The sequence below is a fragment of the Cellulosimicrobium cellulans genome (assembly GCF_016921195.1).
GTDB lineage: Bacteria > Actinomycetota > Actinomycetes > Actinomycetales > Cellulomonadaceae > Cellulosimicrobium > Cellulosimicrobium cellulans_F.
Genome location: NZ_JAFGYF010000007.1, coordinates 87,244 through 105,868, shown reverse-complemented (window position 1 = coordinate 105,868; position 18,625 = coordinate 87,244). Strand labels below are relative to the sequence as shown.

General features: G+C 74.4%; 17 protein-coding genes. 8 read left to right on the top strand and 9 right to left on the bottom strand.

The annotated features are described in order from the left end of the window. Nucleotides 1-85: 85 nt before the first annotated feature. Nucleotides 86-2,914, bottom strand: a complete 2,829-nt coding sequence (locus JN535_RS14985; protein WP_240201220.1) for a DNA translocase FtsK — start codon at nt 2,912-2,914, stop codon at nt 86-88. A 143-nt stretch (nt 2,915-3,057) separates the two neighbouring features. Here JN535_RS14985 and JN535_RS14980 point away from each other — a divergent pair, with 143 nt between their 5' ends. Beyond that, nucleotides 3,058-3,975: an MBL fold metallo-hydrolase gene (locus JN535_RS14980; RefSeq protein WP_205206384.1), complete on the top strand. Its 918-nt coding sequence runs from the start codon at nt 3,058-3,060 to the stop codon at nt 3,973-3,975. Between the two features lie 52 nt (nt 3,976-4,027). On the opposite strand, the gene JN535_RS14975 is transcribed toward JN535_RS14980, so the two are convergent. After that, nucleotides 4,028-4,438, bottom strand: a complete 411-nt coding sequence (locus JN535_RS14975; RefSeq protein WP_205206383.1) for a hypothetical protein — start codon at nt 4,436-4,438, stop codon at nt 4,028-4,030. Nucleotides 4,439-4,547: 109 nt separating this feature from the next. Here JN535_RS14975 and JN535_RS14970 point away from each other — a divergent pair, with 109 nt between their 5' ends. Beyond that, the gene (locus tag JN535_RS14970) at nt 4,548-5,135 is read left to right on the top strand and encodes a TetR/AcrR family transcriptional regulator (RefSeq protein ID WP_205206377.1); all 588 of its coding nucleotides are present in this window, start codon (nt 4,548-4,550) and stop codon (nt 5,133-5,135) included. A 13-nt stretch (nt 5,136-5,148) separates the two neighbouring features. Here JN535_RS14970 and JN535_RS14965 read toward each other — a convergent pair whose 3' ends face one another. The 3 genes from JN535_RS14965 to dapA form a co-directional block, all read right to left on the bottom strand. Next, nucleotides 5,149-5,919: a DUF4328 domain-containing protein gene (locus JN535_RS14965; protein ID WP_205206376.1), complete on the bottom strand. Its 771-nt coding sequence runs from the start codon at nt 5,917-5,919 to the stop codon at nt 5,149-5,151. Between the two features lie 81 nt (nt 5,920-6,000). Further along, nucleotides 6,001-7,686: a ribonuclease J gene (locus JN535_RS14960; RefSeq protein WP_205206375.1), complete on the bottom strand. Its 1,686-nt coding sequence runs from the start codon at nt 7,684-7,686 to the stop codon at nt 6,001-6,003. Nucleotides 7,687-7,736: 50 nt separating this feature from the next. Then, nucleotides 7,737-8,681, bottom strand: a complete 945-nt coding sequence (gene dapA / locus JN535_RS14955; RefSeq protein ID WP_205206373.1) for a 4-hydroxy-tetrahydrodipicolinate synthase — start codon at nt 8,679-8,681, stop codon at nt 7,737-7,739. A gap of 108 nt (nt 8,682-8,789) precedes the next feature. On the opposite strand from dapA, the gene JN535_RS14950 reads away from it, so the two are divergent. From JN535_RS14950 to JN535_RS14925, 6 genes are all read left to right on the top strand, one after another. Continuing rightward, complete coding sequence (locus JN535_RS14950; RefSeq protein ID WP_205206372.1) at nt 8,790-10,274, top strand: NAD-dependent succinate-semialdehyde dehydrogenase; 1,485 nt, start codon at nt 8,790-8,792, stop codon at nt 10,272-10,274. A 106-nt stretch (nt 10,275-10,380) separates the two neighbouring features. Continuing rightward, nucleotides 10,381-11,040, top strand: coding sequence for a TIGR00645 family protein (locus JN535_RS14945; protein WP_205206371.1), 660 nt, complete (start codon nt 10,381-10,383; stop codon nt 11,038-11,040). Beyond that, the gene (locus tag JN535_RS14940) at nt 11,037-11,876 is read left to right on the top strand and encodes an AzlC family ABC transporter permease (RefSeq protein WP_205206369.1); all 840 of its coding nucleotides are present in this window, start codon (nt 11,037-11,039) and stop codon (nt 11,874-11,876) included. The genes JN535_RS14945 and JN535_RS14940 overlap by 4 nt, the downstream gene beginning before the upstream one ends. Further along, entirely contained in the window at nt 11,873-12,193 is a 321-nt protein-coding gene (locus tag JN535_RS14935) for an AzlD domain-containing protein (RefSeq protein WP_047232680.1), read from the top strand. The genes JN535_RS14940 and JN535_RS14935 overlap by 4 nt, the downstream gene beginning before the upstream one ends. A gap of 42 nt (nt 12,194-12,235) precedes the next feature. Next, nucleotides 12,236-12,745 carry a GNAT family N-acetyltransferase gene (locus JN535_RS14930; protein ID WP_205206367.1) on the top strand — a complete coding sequence of 170 codons (510 nt, stop codon included), beginning with the start codon at nt 12,236-12,238 and terminating at the stop codon, nt 12,743-12,745. An 80-nt stretch (nt 12,746-12,825) separates the two neighbouring features. Then, entirely contained in the window at nt 12,826-13,284 is a 459-nt protein-coding gene (locus JN535_RS14925; protein WP_205206365.1) for a hypothetical protein, read from the top strand. Between the two features lie 72 nt (nt 13,285-13,356). Here JN535_RS14925 and JN535_RS14920 read toward each other — a convergent pair whose 3' ends face one another. From JN535_RS14920 to JN535_RS14905, 4 genes are all read right to left on the bottom strand, one after another. Next, entirely contained in the window at nt 13,357-13,791 is a 435-nt protein-coding gene (locus tag JN535_RS14920; RefSeq protein ID WP_205206483.1) for a hypothetical protein, read from the bottom strand. 98 nt (nt 13,792-13,889) lie between these two features. Continuing rightward, nucleotides 13,890-14,645, bottom strand: a complete 756-nt coding sequence (gene dapB / locus JN535_RS14915) for a 4-hydroxy-tetrahydrodipicolinate reductase (protein ID WP_275892244.1) — start codon at nt 14,643-14,645, stop codon at nt 13,890-13,892. Between the two features lie 206 nt (nt 14,646-14,851). Beyond that, nucleotides 14,852-16,183, bottom strand: coding sequence for a M16 family metallopeptidase (locus tag JN535_RS14910; protein ID WP_205206361.1), 1,332 nt, complete (start codon nt 16,181-16,183; stop codon nt 14,852-14,854). Between the two features lies 1 nt (nt 16,184). Further along, on the bottom strand, nt 16,185-18,410 hold the full coding sequence (locus JN535_RS14905; RefSeq protein WP_205206359.1) for a polyribonucleotide nucleotidyltransferase: 2,226 nt from the start codon (nt 18,408-18,410) through the stop codon (nt 16,185-16,187). Nucleotides 18,411-18,625 lie beyond the last annotated feature (215 nt).

Here is an 18,625-nt window from a genome sequence, read left to right as displayed (position 1 = left end):
CCGGCCGTCGTCGGCACCGCGACCGGGCGCCGCGGGCCGGCTCCGGGCGGGCACGGGGCGAGCACGGGGCGAACCTGGTGCCGGCTCAGCGCCAGCCCGACTCCACGTCCGCACCGTCGTGGTAGTCGGTCGCGACCGGCGGCATGTGCCCGTCGGTGCCCTCGCCGTAGTCGTGCCCCGCGCCGCCACCGGGCGCGGCGGCGGGCGCCTGGCCGTCGAAGACCTCCTGTGCCGGCTCGCCGCGGATCAGCGCGAGCGCCGACGGCAGCTCCTCCGGCGTCACGAGCACCTCGCGCGCCTTGGACCCCTCGGACGGCCCGACGATCTCGCGCGACTCCAGGAGGTCCATGAGGCGCCCTGCCTTGGCGAACCCGACGCGCAGCTTGCGCTGGAGCATCGACGTGGAGCCGAACTGCGACGTCACCACGAGCTCGGCGGCCTGCAGCAGCAGGTCGAGGTCGTCGCCGATGTCCTCGTCGATCTGCTTCTTGGTGGCGGCCTGCGTGACGTCCTCGCGGTAGACGGGCTTGAGCTGGCTCTTGACGTGCTCGACGACGGCGTGCACCTCGGACTCCGAGACCCAGGCGCCCTGGACGCGCATGGGCTTGGCCGCGCCCATGGGCAGGAACAGCGCGTCGCCCTGGCCGATGAGCTTCTCCGCGCCGGGCTGGTCGAGCACGACGCGCGAGTCCGCGAGCGACGACGTCGCGAACGCGAGTCGCGACGGCACGTTGGCCTTGATGAGGCCCGTGACCACGTCGACCGACGGCCGCTGCGTCGCGAGCACGAGATGGATGCCCGCGGCGCGCGCGAGCTGCGTGATGCGCTGGATCGACGCCTCGACGTCGCGCGGGGCGACCATCATGAGGTCGGCGAGCTCGTCGACGACGACCAGGAGGTACGGGTACGTGGCGATCTTGCGCTCAGAGCCCGGCAGCGGCTTGACCTTGCCCGAGCGGACCGCCGCGTTGAAGTCGTCGATGTGCTTGTACCCGAACGCGGCGAGGTCGTCGTACCGGGCGTCCATCTCCCGCACGACCCAGTCGAGCGCCTCCGCGGCCTTCTTCGGGTTCGTGATGATGGGCGTGATGAGGTGCGGGATGCCCTCGTAGATCGTCAGCTCGACCCGCTTCGGGTCCACGAGCACCAGGCGCACCTGCTCGGGCGTCGAGCGCATGAGGATCGACGTGATCATCGAGTTGATGAAGCTCGACTTGCCCGCACCCGTCGCGCCCGCGACGAGGATGTGCGGCATCTTCGCGAGGTTCGCGACGACGTAGCCGCCCTCGACGTCCTTGCCCACGCCCATGACCATGGGGTGCTCGGTCCGCCGCGCCGCCGACGAGCGGAGCACGTCGCCGAGCACGACCGTCTCGCGGTCGGTGTTGGGGATCTCGATCCCGATCGCCGACTTGCCGGGGATCGGCGCGAGGATGCGCACGTCCGCGCTCGCCACCGCGTAGGCGATGTTGTTCGAGAGCGACGTGATGCGCTCGACCTTGACCTTGGGGCCGACCTCGACCTCGTAGCGCGTGACCGTGGGGCCGCGCGTGAAGCCGGTGACCTTCGCGTCGACCTCGAACTGCTCGAAGGTCTGCGTGAGGGCCTCGACGACCCGGTCGTTCGCGGCCGACCGGACCTTGTGCGGCGCGCCCTTGACGAGGGAGTCCTCGTTGGGCAGGAGGTAGACCGTGTCGCCCTCGAGCATCGGCTGCACGCCGCGCGGCAGCGGGCTGCTGGGCGGGGGCGGCGGGACGCTCCCCGCGCCGTCCGCAGGGTCGGGCGCGACGGCGCCCATCGCGGCGGCCGCGGTGTCCTGCGCGGTGCCCTGCCCGACGGCCGGCACCGCCTCGGTCGGCGCGGTGCCGGGCGCCGCGTCGTCCCCGCGGCGCTTCCTGCCCCGACCGCGCGCAGAGTCGTCCTCGTAGTCGAGGAACGCCGCCGTCTCGAACGCCTCGTCGCCCGAGAACCCGCCCTCGGGCTTCTCGATCTCGGCGGCCTCCGCCGCGCGCTGCGCCTTGGTCTTCCGGGGCTTGCGTGGGCGACGACCCGCCGGCACGTCCGTGCCGTCGTGGCGCGAGACGCCCTCCGCGAGCGCGAGCCCGTCGGCGTCCGTCCCCTCGTCGTCCGCCCGGTGGTTGCCCGTGAGCACGTCGTAGAGGCCGCGCAGCCGGCTCGGGATCCGGTGCACCGGGGTCGCCGTGACGACGAGGAGCCCGAAGAACCCGAGCAGCAGGAAGATGGGGACGGCGAACCAGGGCGTGAGCCCCGTGGTCACGGGCGTCGCGGCGAGGTAGCCGACGATCCCGCCCGCGTCCTGCACCGGCTCGAAGCCGTCGCGCGGCGCCGGCAGGTCCTCCGAGATGTGCACGAGGGAGCACACCGACACGACGATGAGCGTGAGCCCGATCGCGACGCGCGAGTTCGCCTGCGCGCGCTCGGGGTGCCGCATGATCCGCACGGCGAGCCAGAGCAGCAGGACGGGCACGGCGACGCCCGCGAGGCCGAACGTGCCCGCGACGACGCCGTGCACGACCTTGCCGAACGTGCCCGCGATGCCCCACCACTCGCGGGCCGCGACGACGACCGCGAGGGCGATGAGGAAGAACGCGACGCCGTCGCGCCGGTGTGCCGGGTCCAGCTCTCTTGCTCCCTTTCCGATGGTGCGCACGAGCGCCCCGAGGCCGTGCGCTGCGCCGAGCCAGACCGCGCGCACCGCGCGGACGGGCCACGGCGGCCCCGACACCGGTCGCCGGGCGGGCCGGCGCGCGTTCGAGGAGGTGGACCTCCCCCGACCCGTCCCGGCGCGCGACGTGCCGCGGGCCGAGGACGAACCGCTGCGCGCCGTGGTGCGGGGCGCTGGCGTGCGGTTGCTCGCGGTCCGACGTGCCTGCGGGGGCGTGCGGGTCGCCATAGTGGTCCTAACCTACCCGCGGGGGACGGCACGGACGCGGACCCCGTGGCGCGTGTCCTGCCCGGGCTGCCGCCGCGCGACCCCGCGACCGACCGCGCGACGACCCGAGAACGACGACCCGAGAACGACGACCATGATCGACGATGACCGGAGGACCCGTGCACGAGCCCACGCCCGCCGTGCAGAGCGACGCACCGCCCGCCCGGCCGAGCGCCGAGGACCCCGGCGGGGCGACCGGTGAAGCGCCGGTCGGCGACCTGGTGGAGGCCGCGCCGGGGGTCTGGGTCGCGACGGCGACGATCTGGACGACGACGTCGACCGTCGTCACCACGCCGGACGGCGAGGCGCTGGTCGTGGACCCGGCGGTGACGGTCGCCGAGGTCGAGGGGCTCGCCGCCGCCGTGCGCGCACGCGGATGGCGCGTGACCGCCGGATTCGCGACGCACGCGCACTGGGACCACGTGCTGTGGTCGCCCGGGCTCGGCGACGCGCCTCGCTGGGCGACGGCGCGTACCGCCGACGCGACGCGGCGGCAACGCGCCGCGGTGCTCGCGTCGGCCGAGGCCGCGGCGCCCGGCCACGACCCCGCGCTCGTGGGCGCGCTGTCCCCGCTCCCCCGCGGTGCACGCCGGGTCCCCTGGCCCGACGCCGCACCGACCGGCCCGAGGACGGTGACCGTCGTCGAGCACGACGCCCACGCGCCGGGCCACGGCGCGCTCGTGGTACGCACGCCGGACGCGAGCGTGCTCGTGGCGGGCGACATGCTGTCCGACGTCGAGGTGCCCCTCGTCGACACGGACGCCCGCGACCCCGTGGCCGTCTACCGGGGAGCGCTCGACGCGCTCGAGCTCGCCGCGCGCGGCGTGGACGTGCTCGTCCCGGGTCACGGGAGCCCCGCCGTCGGACGCCCCGCGATCGCCGCACGCTTCGCGGCCGACCGCGCCTACCTCGACGCGCTGGGCGCGGCTCTCCGCGGCGGGACCGCGCCCGACGACCGCCGGCTCACGGGCTACGTCGACGCGTGGCACGCCGCGCAGCTCGAGGCGCTGCGCTCGCGCTGAAGCCGCCCTACCGCTCCGAGGGACGCCGCCCAGGCCCGAAGCCCCACCGGGTTCACCCGAGGAAGAGCCCGATCGCGAGCGTCACGACGCCCGCGGCGAGGACCACGCCGCCCGCGGGGAGCAGCACGACGGCACGGTTGGGCGCGTCGCGCCCCGGGCCCACGGCGGAGAGGAAGAACCCGGCGGGGAGGAGGATCGCGGCGACGAGCACCCCGGTGGCCGCGAGCCACCGCCAGAAGCCCGCGAGATCCGTGGCCTCCGTGAGCAGCAGGCACACGAGTCCCAGGATCACGAGCACGCCCGCGTGCGCGTGCCCCGCCCGGAAGAACGACGTCTGGAAGCCCGTCGCCGGCACGCGCCGCGTGACGACCTTGACGAGGAACGCGCCGCCGGACTCGATGCCGACGACCGTGAGGAGGACGACGCCCGCGGTGATGCGGGCGGCGTCGGTGAGCTCGAGCACGGGACCTCCTGGGCTGGCGGGACACTCGACGCACGGCGCGCCGTGCGTTTGCGAACGCTGTTATAGAACAGCGTTCGCAAACGCGTGTCAAGACATCTAGACTCGTCGCGTGGCACGACCTCGACTGCACGACGACGCGCTGCGCGACCGCCTCCTCGACGTGGCGTCCCGAGCCATCTCCGAGCACGGCGAGGGCGCCGTGACGGTCCGCTCGGTGGCGACGGCCGCGGGGACGAGCCCGTCGGCCGTGTACGCGCTCTTCGGCAGCCGCGACGACCTCGTGGCCGCGGTGTCGGCGGAGGGCTTCCGGCGGTTCGCGGCCCACCTGGCGGCCGTCGAGCGGACCCACGACCCCGTGGCCGACCTCGCGGCGCTCGGCGGCGCCTACCGGGGATTCGCCCTCGCGGACCCGCACTTCTACGCCGTGATGTTCGCGCGCGGGGTCCGGCCCGGCGCGGACCGCCCGCGAGCCGTCGAGGAGGCGACGTTCCTCGTGCTGCGCGACGCGGTCGCACGGCTCGTGCCGGACGTGACGACCGCCGACGACGTCGCGCTCGGCCTGTGGGGGCTCGTGCACGGGATGGTCTCGCTCGAGCTCGCCGGCCTCGTGCCCGGCGACGACGCGGAGCGCGCCGCGCGCTACGGCGCGACGCTTGCCGCCGTCGGCCCCGGCCTGGTCCGGCGTACCGGGCCGTAGGACGGCCTGGTGGTCAGCCGCCGGCGAGGGTTCGCTGCCCGGCCGTGATCTCGCGCACCGTCCGCACCCAGAAGACGAGCGCCAGCACGATGCCGACCGTTCCCACGGTCTCGGCGACCGGCAGCAGCGAGAACGTCTCGGCAGGTCCCGCCGTGGAGAGGGTCGTCACCTGCGTGGCGACGTTCGACGCGACGCTCCACGTGAGCCAGCCCGCCCACCACCAGCCGAGCCCCGGGCGAGGCGCGGCGACGGTCGCCCGGCGGACGTCGCGCACGACCTGGTACGGGAACCACAGCGCGACGACGGGGACCAGCCACCCGAGCCAGACCCAGACCCGGCTCCGCGCATGGGGGACGCCGGGTGAGACCGCCTCGGCGAGCACGCGGCTCCGCCAGAGCCACACGCACGTGACGACGGCGGCCGCGACCTGAACGGGCAGGAGGAGCAGGCCGACCGCGTCGTAGGCCGTGTAGACGTCGACGCTCGGGGTCCCCGCGCGTGCGGCGCGCGCGAACGCGCCCGCCGCTCCGAAGGAGGTGGCCCAGGCCAGCACCTGCACGGCCGTGACGGCGACCGCGAGCACGGCCGTGGCGGTGGCGAGACCACCGGGCACGGGCGGCCGCGGCACGTCGCCGTAACCGGCGGACGGGGGCCCACCGTACGGGCCGTACGACGGCGGCGCGTACTGGCCGTACGCGGGCGCCGGCCCGCGCCGGCCGTACGCCGGCGGAGGCGTGGGGTGCTGCCCGTGGGGCGGGACCCCGTAGGGGCCTGGGTGGGTCACGAGTGCCTCCTGCGCTGGTCGGGGCGCCAGCATACTGGCGCCCCGACCTGCACCGGGACCTCGGTCCGCGCGGTGCGAGGGCTACGCCTCGACGACCACCGGGACGATCATCGGGCGGCGCCGCAGACGGTTGGAGACCCACCGCCCGATGACGCGGCGCATGACCTGCTGGAGCTGGTGCGTGTCCGTCGCGCCACCCGCGATCGCGTCCTCGAGCGCCTTGACGACCTCGGGCTGGATGTCCTCGAAGACCTTGTCGTCCTCCGCGAACCCGCGCGCGAGGATCTGCGGCCCGGCGAGCACCTTGCCCGTCGCGGAGTCCACGACGGCGAAGACGGACACGAAGCCCTCCTCGCCGAGGATGCGACGGTCCTTGAGCTCCGCGTCCGTGATCTCGCCGACGCTCGAGCCGTCCACGTACACGTACCCGCACGGCACCGCGCCGACGACCGACGCCTTGCCGTCCACGAGGTCGACGACGACGCCGTCCTCGGCCAGCACGACCCGGTCGGCGGGCACGCCCGTGCGGACCGCGAGCGCCCCGTTCGCCACGAGGTGGCGGACCTCGCCGTGCACCGGCATGACGTTCCTGGGCTTGAGCACGTTGTAGCAGTAGAGGAGCTCGCCCGCGCTCGCGTGCCCGGACACGTGCACCTTGGCGTTGCCGCCGTGCACGACGCGCGCGCCGAGGCGCGTGAGGCCGTTGATGATGCGGAACACGGCGTTCTCGTTGCCCGGGATGAGGGACGACGCGAGGATCACCGTGTCGCCGTGCCCGACCTGGACCTTGTGGTCGCCGTTGGCCATGCGCGACAGCGCCGCCATGGGCTCGCCCTGCGACCCCGTGCACATGAGCACGATCTCGTCGTCGCGCAGCGAGTCGACCTTCTTGAGGTCGATGAGCACGCCCTCGGGCACGTGGAGGTAGCCGAGCTCGGCCGCGATCGTCATGTTGCGGACCATCGAGCGCCCGACGAGCGCGACGCGGCGCCCGTGGTGGTGCGCGGCGTTGAGGACCTGCTGCACGCGGTGCACGTGGGAGGAGAACGACGCGACGATGATGCGCTTCTCCGACGCGGCGAACACGTTGTCCAGCACGGGGCCGATCTCGACCTCGGGCGTGACGAAGCCCGGGACCTCGGCGTTGGTCGAGTCCACCATGAACAGGTCGACGCCCTGCTCGCCGAGGCGCGCGAACGCGCGCAGGTCAGTGATGCGCCCGTCGAGCGGGAGCTGGTCCATCTTGAAGTCGCCCGTGTGCAGCACCGTCCCGGCGCCGGTCGTCACCGCGACCGCGAGCGCGTCGGGGATCGAGTGGTTCACGGCGACGAACTCGCAGCGGAACACGCCGAGCTGCTCGACCTGCCCCTCCTTGACCGCGAGGGTCACGGGCGAGATGCGGTGCTCCTTGAGCTTCGCCTCGACGAACGCGAGCGTGAGCTGCGACCCGACGAGCGGGATGTCGCGGCGCAGGCGCAGCAGGTACGGGACGGCGCCGATGTGGTCCTCGTGGCCGTGCGTGAGGACGATCGCCTCGATGTCGTCCAGCCGGTCCGCGATGTAGTCGAAGTCCGGGAGGATGAGGTCGACGCCGGGCTGGTTGTCCTCGGGGAAGAGGACGCCGCAGTCGATGACGAGCAGGCGCCCGTCGTACTCGAGGACGGCCATGTTGCGGCCGACCTCCCCGAGCCCGCCGAGGGCGACGATGCGCAGCCCTCCGGTGGGGAGCTCGGGAGGCAGGGAGAGTTCAGGGTGGGGATGGCTCACGGGGCCTCCTGTCGTGGCTGAGCCGGGGGTTTCGAGGGCTCCTGCCCTCGCTAGTTCGTGGGTGCGGCGGCGCGCGCCGCGGTGCTCGCGCCCGCGAGCACGCCCGCGGCGGCGAGGGCGTCGCGCACCACCGCGACGTCGTCCTCGGTGGCCGCGACGTTCGGCAGGCGCAGGAAGCGGTTGTCGGTGACGCCGAGCAGCTCGACGGCGGCCTTGGCCATCACGGCCTGGAAGCCCGCGCCGTTGAGCGCGTCGATGACGGGCGTCGTGGTGAGGAACACCTCGAGCGCGCCCGCGTGGTCGCCCGCGTCGAAGCGGCGCACGACCTCGGCGAACGGCCCGGCCACCGCGTGCCCGGAGACCGAGACGATGCCGGCCGCTCCGTGCGCGAGGAACGGCAGCAGCAGGCCGTCGTCGCCGCTGTAGAAGGCGAGCCCGGTCGCAGCCGCGAGCTTGGCCGCCGCGTACACGTCGCCCGTCGCGTCCTTGCTCGCGACGACCCGCTCGTGCGCCGCGAGCCGGGCGTACGTCGCGGGCGCGATCCGCACGCCCGTGCGTCCGGGGACGTCGTAGAGCATGACGGGCAGGTCGGTCGCGTCCGCGATCGCCACGACGTGGCGGTAGACGCCCTCCTGGCTCGGACGCGAGTAGTAGGGCGAGACGACGAGGAGCCCGTCGGCGCCCGCCTCGGCCGCCTGCTCGGCCATGCGCAGTGCGTGGTCGGTGTCGTTGGACCCGGCGCCCGCGAGAACCGCCGCCCGGTCGCCGACGGCGTCGACCACGGCGCGCACGAGGTCCTGCTTCTCCGGCGCGTGCGTCGTGGGCGACTCGCCCGTCGTGCCGCTGAGCACCAGGCCGTCGTTCCCGTCGTCCACCAGGCGCTTCGCGAGCCGGGCCGCCGCCTCGAGGTCGACGGCGCCGTCGGGCGTCATCGGGGTGACCATGGCCGTGAGGACGGCACCGAACGGGCGCGCGGGGGTGGCGGGAAGGACCATGTGCACAAACTACCGTGCGGCGCGTCGCCGCACCGCGCCCGTCCGGGGCCGCACCGCGCGACCGCCGCCCGGGTGCGTCCCCGCGACACCGAGAGCGATACTCGGAGCATGTCCCGCCCCGCCTCGACGTCGAACCTCTCCCCCGCGCTGGTCGCGCACGTCCCGACGGGGCTGCTCGTCGACGGCCACTGGGGTCCGGCGGAGGGCGGCCGGACCTTCGAGGTCGAGGACCCGGCGACCGAGGAGTCGCTGTTCGACGTCGCCGACGCGAGCCCGTCGGACGCGCTGCGCGCGCTCGACGCCGCGCACCGGGCGGCGCCCGCGTGGCGCGCGACGCCCCCGCGGGAGCGCGGCGAGGTGCTGCGCGCCGTCTACGACCGGGTGGTCGCGCGGGCCGACGACGTCGCCGCGCTCATCACCGCCGAGTGCGGCAAGCCGCTCGCGGAGGCACGCGCCGAGGTGCTCTACGGGGCCGACTTCCTGCGCTGGTACGCCGAGCAGGCGGTGCGCGCCGACGGGCTCGCGCGGACCGCGCCCGCGGGCGGCAACCGCCAGCTCGTCTTCCGCCGGCCCGTGGGCCCCGCGCTGCTCGTCACGCCGTGGAACTTCCCCATCGCGATGGCGACCCGCAAGATCGGCCCGGCGCTCGCGGCCGGTTGCACCGTCGTGATCAAGCCGGCGCGGCTCACCCCGCTGACCACGGCGCTCGTGGCCGAGGTCATCCGGTCCGAGCTGGCCGACCGCGGGCTGCCGACCGGCGTCGTCAACGTCGTCCCGTCCTCGCGCGCCGCGGACGTCACCGAGCCGCTCCTCGCCGACGAGCGCCTGCGCAAGCTGTCGTTCACGGGCTCGACGGCCGTCGGGCGCACGCTGCTCGAGAAGGCGGCGCCCCAGGTGCTCCGCACGTCGATGGAGCTCGGCGGGAACGCGCCGTTCCTCGTCTTCGCGGACGCCGACCTGGACGCCGCGGTCGAGGGAGCGCTCGTCGCGAAGCTGCGCAACGCGGGCCAGTCGTGCGTCGCGGCCAACCGCTTCCTCGTGCACGACGCCGTCGCGCGCGAGTTCGCGCAGCGCCTCGCCGCCGCGTTCGAGGGGCTGCGCGTCGGGCCGGGCGCCCAGGACGGGACGCAGGTCGGCCCGCTCATCAAGGCGAAGGCCGTGGACAAGGTCGCGGAGCTCGTCGACGCCGCGTCCGACGGCGGAGCGCAGGTGCTCACGGGCGCCGACCGGCCGCGCTCGCCCGGGTACTTCTACGCCCCGACCGTCCTGTCCGGCGTCGACCCCGACGCGCGCGTCGTCACCGAGGAGATCTTCGGGCCCGTGGCACCCGTGGTCGCGTTCGGCGACGACGACGAAGGCATCGCGCTCGCGAACGCGACCGAGTACGGGCTGGCCGCCTACGCGTACACGTCCTCGCTCGACCGTGCCGTGCGCGTGTCGGAGGAGGTCGAGGCCGGGATGATCGGCGTCAACCGGGGCCTGGTGTCCGACGCGAGCGCGCCGTTCGGCGGCGTCAAGCAGTCCGGCCTCGGCCGCGAGGGCGGCGAGGCGGGCCTGGAGGAGTACCTCGAGACGGTCTACGTGGCGCTTTGACGCCCCTCGCTCGGGCGACTGCGGGCGTGACCGGCATCGTCGCGTCGTCACCCCGCGTTGGTAGCCTGACGCTCCCCTGCCACCGACTCCCGGAGAGCCCACGCCCGTGCCCTCGTCGCCCGCGTCGACCATCAGCCCGAACGTCCCCTCGCCCAGCGCCCGCGTCACGACCGTCGGGTACATGATCTTCGCGTCCCGCTGGCTCCAGGCACCGCTCTACTTCGGCCTCATCGTGGCCCAGGTCGTCTACGTCTGGCAGTTCCTCAAGGAGCTGTGGCACCTTATCGTCGGCGGGTTCACGGGCGAGCACACGGTCGAGGACCCCGCGACGCACGAGATGGTCTCGCACGCGTTCGGCGCCGAGGAGATCATGCTCGCCGTCCTCGGACTCGTCGACGTCGTCATGATCTCCAACCTGCTCATCATGGTCATCGTCGGCGGCTACGAGACGTTCGTGTCGCGCATCCGGCTCGACGGCCACCCGGACCAGCCCGAGTGGCTGAGCCACGTCAACGCGAACGTGCTCAAGACCAAGCTCGCGATGTCGATCATCGGCATCTCGTCCATCCACCTGCTGCGTACCTTCATCGAGTCGTCCACGGGCCGGATCACGGGCGACGTCATGATGTGGCAGGTGATCATCCACCTCGCGTTCGTCGTCTCGGCGCTCTCGCTCGCCCTCATCGACCGCATGTCCCTCACCGCGCACCAGCGCGCGGCCAACGCCGCCGCGGCGGGCGAGGGCCCGGCCGACCCGCACGCATGAGCCGGCCCGACGACGCCACCTTCCCCGACGGCGACGCCGCTCTCGACGCCGAGGCCGCCGGCGTCGTCGGGGTGGAGGGCGCCGTCGAGCAGGCGGTCGAGGACGAGGTCCGCGCGGCGGTCCGCCAGGCCGTCTCGGTGTCCGTCGCGACGGGTCTGTACGGCATTTCGTTCGGGGCCCTGTCCGTGGTCGCGGGGCTCGACGTCGCGCAGACCATGGCGCTGAGCCTGCTCATGTTCTCGGGCGGGTCCCAGTTCGCGCTCATCGGCGTGGTCGGCGCGGGCGGCGCGCCGACCGCCGCGATCGCGACCGCGGGCTTCCTCGGGGTCCGCAACGCCCTGTACGGGGCGCAGCTCGGCCCGCTGCTGGCGCTGCGGTCGTGGCACAAGGTCGTCGCGGCGCAGTTCACGATCGACGAGTCGACGGCGGTCGCGACCGCGCAGCGCTCGCGCCGCGCCGTCCGGGCCGGGTTCTGGTGGACGGGTGTCGGCATCTTCGTGCTGTGGAACGCCATGACGCTCGTCGGGGCGCTCGCGGGCGACGCGCTCGGCGACCCGCGCGCGTGGGGGCTCGACGCCGCCGCGGCGGCCGCCTTCCTCGGCCTCTTGTGGCCCCGGCTGGCGGCGCGCGCGATGCAGCTCACCGCCGCGGCGGCCGTCCTCGTCGCGGTCCTGCTCATCCCCGTCGCGCCGGGCGGCGTCCCGGTGCTGGCGGCTGCCGCGGTCGCGATCGTCATCGGGCAGGTGGACGCACGACGCCGACACGCCGCGGCCGGGCCCTCCTCGCCGTCCGCGAACGGGAACGGGAACGGGAACGGCGGAGAGGAGACCTCATGACGTCAGCGACCGTGTGGGTCGTCGTGCTGGCCGCGTCCGCGGTGTGCTTCGCGCTCAAGCTCGCGGGGCACCTGGTGCCCGAGCACTGGCTCGCCGACGAGCGCGTGGCACGCACGGCAGCGCTCGTGACCGCGGCGCTCCTCGCCGCGCTCGTCGCGGTGCAGACGGTCGGCGACGGGCAGGCGCTCGTCGTCGACGCACGGCTCCCTGCCCTCGGCGTGGCCGCCGTCGCGCTCGCGCTGCGCGCGCCCTTCATCGTCGTCGTGGTCCTCGCCGCCGCGACGGCCGCGGGCCTGCGCGCCCTCGGCTGGGGCTGACCGCCGGCCCGGGGCGCCGCCCGCGTCTCGTAGGGTGGACCCGTGAGCCTCTTCCGCGAGACCGCCGACGTCTCGGTCCGTCCTGCCGTGCCCGGCGACGACGTCGCGATGACCGCGATCCAGGTGGGGGCCTGGCGCTCGTCCCACGCGGAGGTCCTCGGGGACGACGTGCTCGACGCGCTCGACACGGTCCGCATGCGCGAGCAGTGGGCCGCCGCGATCTCGTCCCCGCCCGGGCCGGGGTTCGGCGTGCTCGTCGCGTGCGCGGGCGCGGACGTCGTCGGTTTCGCGGCGGTCGCCCCCGGCCAGGTGCTCGCGCTCGAGGTCGAGCCGCAGCACCAGCGCGGCGGGCACGGGTCGCGCCTCCTGGCGGCCGCGGTCGACCGGCTGCGGCGGGACGGCTCCGCGGAGGTCGTCACCTGGGTGCTCGACGGCGACACGGCGCGCGAGACGTTCCTCGCCGGCGCCGGGCTCGGGCCCGACGGGCGGACGCGCACCCTCGCGACCGGGGTGCGCGACGTCGTCGAGCGCCGCTGGACGGCCGAGATCTGAGGGCTCGCGCGACCGTTCGTCACGCAGCCGTGACACCGTCGTGACCCGTTCGGACGCCCGACCTGCGAGGATCGACCGCCATGGGCATCCTCACCGACTACTTCTCCGCACCCGACGACGCGCAGGCCGGGAGCGCGGCACGTCGGGGCCCGAGCAGCCCCGACCCGCTGACGAACCAGCCGGTGTTCCCCACGGTCGAGCTCAAGGGGATCGACCCCTTCGTCGTGCTGGGCACGCTCGCGGGCCTCCTCACCGACCGCCCCTACGCCGAGGCGAAGCGCGACCCCCGGCACGGGGAGCTCGTCGCGAGCGCGGGAGACGAGGGCCCGTGGGTCGTCGCGGTCACCGCGGAGCTCGTGACGGCGCTCGCCGCGGCGACGCCGACCGACCTCGACGCCGTCGCCGTACGCTGGGCCGCCACCGAGGAGCTGGAAGGCTCCGACCCCGCTGACCTGGCCGGTGCCCTGCACCGGCTCGCGACCCTGTGCGTCCAGGCGGACGACGCGGGCCACCGGCTCTACTGCTGGACCAGCCTCTGACCCGCCGACGAGTGGCGCCAGGTGTGCGGCAGCCCATGAGGCCCGCACCTGGGGCGCGGTGGACCGCCTCGGTCACCGCCGGGCGCGGTAGAGGGCCGCCGCCTTGCGCAGCGCCTCGCGCGCACGACGGCGGTCGCGCGCCGCGTCGTAGGCGAACGCGAGGTGGTACCAGGCCTCCCAGCTCTGCGGGTCCGCGTCGACCGCGTCGCGGTAGGGGCCGAACGCCGCGTCCGCGGCGTCCCGGTCGATGCGCCCGCCGGGCGAGCGCGGGAGGTCGTCGACCGGCAGCCGGCCCTGGGCGGCGAGGTCGTCGGCCATGCGCTGCACGGTCCCGGCGAGCGAGAACTCGCGCCCGACCAGGCCCACCACGAGCAGGGGCAGGACGAGCACGCCCGCGCCGATGACCATGGCGACCGGCTCGCCCGTGCCGATCAGCGCGGCGGCACGGCCGGCCACCTGCCACACGTACAGCGCGAGCAGGAGCGTGACCAGCACCGCGCCGAGGATCGCCTTCCAGGGCCGGACGGCGCGCGACCGCCCGGTCGTCCCCGCCGGACCGCCGTCGTCGCCGTCGGCATCAGGACCGACCGGACCGCCGGGCGCGCTCACGCCAGGTCCAGCACGTTCTCGAGGCCGACGGTCAGGCCCGGTCGGCCGACGACCTCGCGGATACCGAGCAGGACGCCCGGCATGAAGGAGACGCGGTCGAACGAGTCCTGCCGGATGACGAGCTGCTCACCCGCGTTGCCGAACAGGATCTCCTCGTGCGCGACGAGGCCGCGCAGGCGCACCGCGTGCACGCGCACGCCGTCGACGTCGGCGCCGCGCGCCTCCCAGCCCGACTCGGTCGCGTCGGGGCTCGGCCCCAGGCCCGCGTCGGCCCGGGCGGTGGCGATCGCGGCCGCGGTGTGCCGCGCGGTCCCGGACGGCGCGTCGACCTTGTCCGGGTGGTGGAGCTCGATCACCTCGGCCGACTCGAAGTACCGCGCGGCCCTCGCGGCGAACGTCATCGCGAGGACGGCCGACAGGCCGAAGTTGGGTGCGATGAGCACGCCCAGCCCGGGTGCGCCGGCCGCGGCGGCGCGCCCGAGGTGCGCGACCACGCGGCCGCGGCTCTCGTCCGTCCAGCCCGTCGTCCCGACGACGGCGTGCACGCCTGCGTCGATCAGCGCGTGGACGTTCGCCTCGGTCGCGGACGGGACGGTGAAGTCGACGGCGACGTCCGCGCCGCCGAGCGTCGAGGCCGCGACCTCGTCGCCCGCGTCGAGGCGCGCGACGAGCTCGAGGTCCGCCGCGCCCTCGACGGCGCCGCAGACGGTGGCGCCCATGCGCCCGGCGGCGCCCAGGACGGCGACCCGCAGCGGGCGACCGGGCTCCTGGCCGGGGGCGGTCGGGGCGGATTCGGGCGCGGGGGTGCTCTGCTCGCTCACGCCCGTCACCCTATCGCCGGTGCGCGGGCCGACAGGTGCCCGTCCGCCGCACCGGGCAGTGGGTCCGCCCACAGCACGACGGCGGCCGCCCTCCGCGAGGAGGGCGGCCGTCGCGAGACGCCGTGGCCGGCGGAGGATCAGCCGCCGAAGGGCCCGACGCGGACGACGGACCGCGGGCGCGAGGCGAGCTCGCCCGCCAGCTTCTGCACGTCGTCGGCCGTGACCGAGCGGACCGCGTCGAGCGACTCCTCGACGCTCAGGAGCTCGCCGTAGACGAGCTCGGCCTTGCCGAGCCGGCTCATGCGCGAGCCGGAGTCCTCGAGACCGAGCACCATGCCGCCGGAGAGCTGGCCGATGCTGCGGTCGAGCTCCGCGCCGGTGATGCCGTCGTCCGCGAGGCGGTCGAGCTCGGCGTGGAGCAGGGCCGTGACCTCGTCGACCTTCGACGGCGCGCACCCGGCGTAGAGGCCGAAGGTGCCGATACCGCCGTGGCCCGACGCGAACGAGTAGGTCGAGTACGCGAGGCCGCGCTTCTCGCGGATCTCCTGGAACAGGCGCGAGCTCATGCCGCCGCCCAGCACCGCGCTGAGCACCGAGAGCGTGAAGCGGCGGTCGTCGGTCGCGGACAGGCCCGTGCCGCCGACGACGACGTTCGCCTGCTCCACGGCCCGGTGCACCGACAGCTCGACGCCCTCGGTCCCGACGCCGACCAGGGCGGGGTCCGCCGGGTCGCGCCGCGCACGCGGCGCGCTGCCCGCGTCGAGCGCCCAGCCGCCGTCGTGCAGCGCCCGACCCACCTGGGCGACCAGCGTGTCGTGGTCGACGCCGCCCGCCGCCGCGACGACGAGCGTCTCGGGGCGGTAGTGCCAGCGGTAGTGCTCCCAGACGGCGTCGCGCGGGACGGCGTTGATCGTGTCCGGCGTGCCGCCGATGGGGCGACCGAGCGCGTGCCCGCCGAGGACGGCGGCCGCGAACTCCTCGTGCACGACGTCCGAGGGGTCGTCGTCGTTCATGGCGAGCTCTTCGAGGATCACGCCGCGCTCGGTCTCGAGCTCGTCGGGGTCCAGGCGCGCGGACGTCACCATGTCGGCGATGACGTCGACCGCCATGGGCAGGTCGGCGTCGAGCACGCGCGCGTAGTAGCACGTGTGCTCCTTGCCGGTGGCGGCGTTCGCCTCGCCGCCGACGGCGTCGAACGCCTCGGCGATGTCCATCGCGGAGCGGCGCGCGGTGCCCTTGAACAGGAGGTGCTCGAGGAAGTGCGTCGAGCCGAAGTGGCCGTCGGTCTCGTCGCGCGAGCCGACGCCGACCCACGCGCCCACCGTCGCCGAGCGCAGGCCCGGCATGGCCTCGGTGAGCACGCGGACCCCGCCGGGCAGGACGGAGCGACGGATCGTCGCGCCGTCCTGCCCGGCGGTCAGCTCGGCCCCGGCGTCACCCGCCGGGACGAGCGGGAGGTCCCAGGGCACGTCAGGCGTCCGCGCCCTCGGTCGCGGGGGCGTCGGCCGGAGCCTCCTCCTCGACCACGGCGTGCAGCGAGAGCTTGCCGCGCGGGTCGATCTCCCCGATCTCGACCTGGACCTTCTGGCCGATGGACAGCACGTCCTCGACGTTCTCGACGCGCTTGCCGCCCACGAGCTTGCGGATCTGGCTGATGTGCAGCAGACCGTCCTTGCCCGGGGAGAGCGAGATGAACGCGCCGAACGACGTCGTCTTGACGACCGTGCCGACGAAGCGCTCGCCGACCTCGGGGACGTGCGGGTTGGCGATCGCGTTGATCGCCGCGCGGGCGGCCTCGGCCGACGGGCCGTCGGTCGCGCCGATGTACACGGTGCCGTCGTCCTCGATGGAGATGTCCGCGCCCGTCTCCTCCTGGATCTGGTTGATCATCTTGCCCTTGGGGCCGATGACCTCGCCGATCTTGTCGACCGGCACCTTCACGGAGATGACGCGCGGGGCGTTCGGGGACATCTCGTCGGGCACGTCGATGGCCTCGGCGATGACGTCGAGGATCGTCAGGCGCGCGTCGCGCGCCTGGGTCAGCGCACCGGCGAGCACCGAGGCGGGGATGCCGTCGAGCTTCGTGTCGAGCTGGATGGCCGTGACGAACTCGCGCGTGCCGGCGACCTTGAAGTCCATGTCGCCGAACGCGTCCTCGGCACCGAGGATGTCGGTGAGCGCCGCGTAGCGGGTCTCACCGTCCACCGTGTCGGAGATGAGGCCCATCGCGATGCCCGCGACGGGGGCGCGCAGCGGCACGCCCGCGTTGAGGAGCGAGAGCGTCGAGGCGCACACGGAGCCCATGGACGTCGAGCCGTTGGAGCCGAGGGCCTCGGACACCTGACGGATCGCGTACGGGAACTCCTCGCGGCTCGGGAGCACCGGCACGAGCGCGCGCTCGGCGAGCGCGCCGTGGCCGATCTCGCGGCGCTTCGGGCTGCCCACCCGGCCGGTCTCGCCCGTCGAGTAGGGCGGGAAGTTGTAGTTGTGCATGTAGCGCTTGCGCGTCTCCGGACCGAGCGAGTCGATCTGCTGCTCCATGCGGAGCATGTTCAGCGTGGTGACGCCCATGATCTGGGTCTCGCCACGCTCGAACAGCGCGGAGCCGTGCACGCGCGGGAGCACCTCGACCTCGGCCGACAGGGTGCGGATGTCCGCGAGCCCACGGCCGTCGATGCGCACGCCCTCGGTGAGGACGCGCTGGCGCACGAGCTTCTTCTGCAGCGCGCGGTAGGCGGCGGAGAGCTCCTTCTCGCGGCCGTCGAACCCGGCCTGGAGCTTGCCGACCATCTCGTTCTTGATCTCGTCGAGACGGTTCTCGCGGTCCTGCTTGTCCGCGATGGCGAGCGCGGCGCGCAGGTCGGTCGAGACCTCGGCCTCGACCGCGGCGAACGCGTCGTCCTGGTAGTCCAGGAAGACCGGGTACTCCTTGACCGGCTTCGCGGCCTGGGCGGCGAGCGCCGACTGCGCGTCGCACAGCGCCTTGATGAACGGCTTGGCCGCCTCGATGCCCTCGGCGACGACCTCCTCGGTCGGCGCGGCGACGCCCTCGTCCTTGACGAGGCCCCAGGCACCGTCGGTGGCCTCGGCCTCGATCATCGCGATCGCGACGTCGTCCCCCACGACGCGCCCGGCCACGACCATGTCGAAGACCGCGCGCTCCTTGTCGGAGTACTTGGGGAACGCGACCCACTGGCCGTCGACGAGCGCGATGCGGACGGCGCCGACCGGGCCCGAGAACGGCAGGCCGGAGATCTGCGTCGACGCCGAGGCGGCGTTGATCGCGAGCGTGTCGTACGCGTCGTCCGGGTGGATCGCGAGGACCGTGATGACGACCTGGACCTCGTTGCGCAGGCCCTTGACGAACAGCGGGCGCAGCGGGCGGTCGATGAGGCGGCACGCGAGGATCGCGTCCGTCGAGGGACGCCCCTCGCGGCGGAAGAACGAGCCGGGGATGCGACCCGCGGCGTACATGCGCTCCTCGACGTCCACCGTCAGCGGGAAGAAGTCGAACTGGTCCTTGGGGTGCTTCCCGGCCGTCGTGGCCGACAGGAGCATGGTCTCGTCGTCGAGGTACGCGGCGACGGAGCCGGCGGCCTGACGGGCGAGGCGCCCGGTCTCGAACCGGACGGTGCGGGTGCCGAAGCGACCGTTGTCGATCGTGGCCTCGGCGAACTGGATCTCGGGACCCTCCACGGGTGCCCTCCCTTTCTCGAAGCGCCGCCCGGGTAGCCCCTGTCGAGGGTTCCGGTCCGCGCCCCGGCGCGCGTGGCGCGGGGGCTCCGGTCGCACTCGACGCTCGGCGGTCTTCGATCGAGGTCCACGGCGGTTCCCGTACCGGCTCCGTCCGGGACGGGGCCGTGGGGGTCCGTGAGCCACTACCGAGGACCGAACGAGAGGCCGGCGGCGCG

Coding starts and splice junctions, on each gene's coding strand:
- JN535_RS14940 (WP_205206369.1), top strand. CDS start 11,037: ATGAGCCGGCCCGACGACGCCACCTTCCCCGACGGCGACGCCGCTCTC.
- JN535_RS14950 (WP_205206372.1), top strand. CDS start 8,790: ATGTCCCGCCCCGCCTCGACGTCGAACCTCTCCCCCGCGCTGGTCGCG.
- dapA (WP_205206373.1), bottom strand. CDS start 8,681: ATGGTCCTTCCCGCCACCCCCGCGCGCCCGTTCGGTGCCGTCCTCACG.
- JN535_RS14935 (WP_047232680.1), top strand. CDS start 11,873: ATGACGTCAGCGACCGTGTGGGTCGTCGTGCTGGCCGCGTCCGCGGTG.
- JN535_RS14980 (WP_205206384.1), top strand. CDS start 3,058: ATGACCGGAGGACCCGTGCACGAGCCCACGCCCGCCGTGCAGAGCGAC.
- JN535_RS14925 (WP_205206365.1), top strand. CDS start 12,826: ATGGGCATCCTCACCGACTACTTCTCCGCACCCGACGACGCGCAGGCC.
- JN535_RS14985 (WP_240201220.1), bottom strand. CDS start 2,914: ATGGCGACCCGCACGCCCCCGCAGGCACGTCGGACCGCGAGCAACCGC.